This is a genomic window from Enterobacter sp. Ag1, from assembly GCA_000277545.1.
Classification (GTDB): Bacteria; Pseudomonadota; Gammaproteobacteria; order Enterobacterales; family Enterobacteriaceae; genus Cedecea.
The window spans coordinates 1-473 of sequence record AKXM01000063.1; the positions used below are offsets into that span (position 1 = coordinate 1).

The 473-nt window shown below is 54.1% G+C and carries 1 protein-coding gene and 1 pseudogene; one reads left to right on the top strand and one right to left on the bottom strand.

Annotated features, from left to right (window positions below; translation table 11 throughout):
- Window positions 1-330: recombinase family protein (locus A936_RS22390; RefSeq protein WP_008461877.1), on the bottom strand; the 330-nt coding region annotated here is incomplete at its 3' end.
- A gap of 29 nt (window positions 331-359) precedes the next feature.
- On the opposite strand from A936_RS22390, the pseudogene A936_RS23865 reads away from it, so the two are divergent.
- Window positions 360-473: pseudogene (locus tag A936_RS23865) on the top strand (phage tail protein); the annotation flags it as partial.

Genomic DNA, 473 nt, shown 5'->3' on the forward strand with positions numbered 1-473 from the left:
AGCGCCCATCACGTGAAAGAAAAATCGCCCCATCGGCGTGGAGGTATCAATGCTGTCCGTCAGGCTACGGAAGTTAATCCCGCGCGTACGCAGTTCCTCAATCAGCGAAACAAGGTGGCGCATGCTGCGCCCAAGCCGGTCCAGCTTCCAGACAACAAGCGTATCGCCTTCACTCAGCGTTCTGAGCACTTTTTTTAACCCTGGCCTGTCCGCCGTTTTACCGCTGATTTTATCCTCAAAAATCAGCTCACATCCTGCACACTCCAGCGCATTTTTCTGCAGCGCAGTATTTTGGTCATTTGTTGACACCCTGACATAGCCTACCAGCATGACGTTTTGCCTCACAAAAGGCTGAGAGCATGCCACGGCGCGGCAGGATGTGCATTTTCTTAAAGGTTGGTTTGGGGGAAGGATCGGCTTTGCCGGTTGGTGTGCCTGTTCCGTGGGCGTTGTCTGTAGCGCCGGCAGGATGG